Raw genomic sequence first — 1,860 nt, forward strand, 5'->3', positions numbered from 1 at the left:
CTTCCGATATTGTTGTTTAGCATCAATTTGGGCAGTGGCTCGTTGGAAGAGGTAGAGCAAAGCATAAGTCATCTTGCTACTCAACTACTTTCAGCAAAGGGGGAATTTGGGCAGTGGCTTTACCCAACTCTCGAAGGTGAAACCCTAATTGAACACCCCCCCCTACTAGCCTGGCTGATTGCGGTGGCTTATCAGTTTGGTGGTGTCAACGAGTGGACTACGCGCTTACCTAGTGCCATCCTCAGTGTTCTGTCGGTACTGCTAGTCTATGGTCTTGCTACAGAAATCTTCCCCTGCCGTCAGAAGGCTATTTTCTCTAGCTTGATTTACCTAACGTTCTTACCAATAGCCCATTATGGGCGTATGGCAATCCTGGATGGAGCTAATCTGTGCTTTGTGGTGTTGATGATGTGGTGTGTGTTGCGATCGCGTCGGGACTCACGCTGGTCACTGCCAGCGGGGATCGGATTAGGCTTGATTTTCCTCACTAAGGGGATCCTGGTGGCATTTTTGATCACAGCGATCGCTCTGTTGTTTCTAGCATGGGATACGCCCAGACTCCTCACGTCTACTTATTGGTGGTTAGGATTGCTCTTAGGTTATAGTCCTGCTCTTGCTTGGTACACTGTGCCATTGCTGGTACAGGATCAAAGAGCTGTTACTACAACTAAAGCCATTCTCTACGAGTCCCTACGCCCGATCTGGACAGCAGTGGATGGGCAAAATCGCCTGCCTTGGTATTACCTGGGGGAAATGTTAAAATTTTCCGCACCTTGGTTACTGTTCTTTTCCTACTGGTTACAGCAGGCTTGGAAGAATCGCCATTGGGGCTGGGCTAAATTGGTACTGGTATGGGCTGGCGGTTACTTGATCGCCATTTCCCTTCTTGCCACTAAATTGCCTGGGTATGTGTTACCAGTTTACCCAGCATTAGCCCTTGCTGGTGGAGCCCAACTCACAGACATTTGGCATTGGCCTTCTGGCAAATCTTATCCCCGTTTTTGGAGTATTGGTTTAAGTCTGCTAGGTGTCGCTACCATTACTGTGATGCTTCACTTCGGGATTAGGAAAGCTTTTGACCTCAGCTCCTGGCTGTTCTTCGCTTGTGTCCCTTTAACCATGGTTATAGCAGGGATGCTGGTTGCCCGACAGGATAGACAATTTATGGTAATTTTATTCTGGGGAACCTATATTTCACTACTGATTTTGATGTCTTCTGACCCTGAGATTTGGCAATTGCTGATCTAGTTCAACTTATTGCTTAATACTGGTCTGCTTGAGTAATGGAAATTGAAGCCAGCCAGAAGAATTGATGATGCCCCTGACTGGATGTTATTTATACAATATCCCAATTGAGTGATTAAAAGCTAGATTGGGAAGTTTCCATAAATGGGGATGGAAATTGATACACCGCTTTCTTAACAGACAGTGATCAAGTTGGCATGGAGCTATCAGCAGTCAGCTGACGCGCTACTTTCCAGCTTTGCAAACAGCTAATGTTTTGGGAGCCTGGGTTTATCAAGAGAGTAAGCTTATGGGCTCCTTTTCAAACCACGCTTACTGTTTAAAGCCTCGTGGATTGGTTCTCTTGAGGGCATCATCAATGGCTACTTGCAGAGCGTTTCAAGTAGCGCTAATGCTGATAACTGACGGCGGAATGCTGACATTTTGAGCGAAAGCACATTTACCGGTTAAGGCGTTCTAAGCCTTGTCTATTCGGCTCAGGATGCCTCAAGTGCTTCTTCTTCTGTTTCATCAAGTTGTTTAAGGTGAATGTGCTTGCGTCCCAGGGTGATTTCAAACTGGTCCCCTGGTTCTAAACCCATTTGTTTCGTGTAAGCCGAGCCAATCAGAAGATTA

General features: G+C 46.5%; 2 protein-coding genes. One reads left to right on the forward strand and one right to left on the reverse strand.

The window, feature by feature from the left end; all coding sequences use genetic code 11:
- The coding region (locus F6K49_RS45050) for a glycosyltransferase family 39 protein (RefSeq protein ID WP_293108613.1) at window positions 1-1,248 on the forward strand (1,248 nt) is incomplete at its 5' end.
- Between the two features lie 473 nt (window positions 1,249-1,721).
- On the opposite strand, the gene F6K49_RS45055 is transcribed toward F6K49_RS45050, so the two are convergent.
- Window positions 1,722-1,860: AbrB-like transcriptional regulator (locus F6K49_RS45055; protein WP_293108616.1), on the reverse strand; the 139-nt coding region annotated here is incomplete at its 5' end.

Source organism: Moorena sp. SIO3I6 (genome assembly GCF_010672095.1).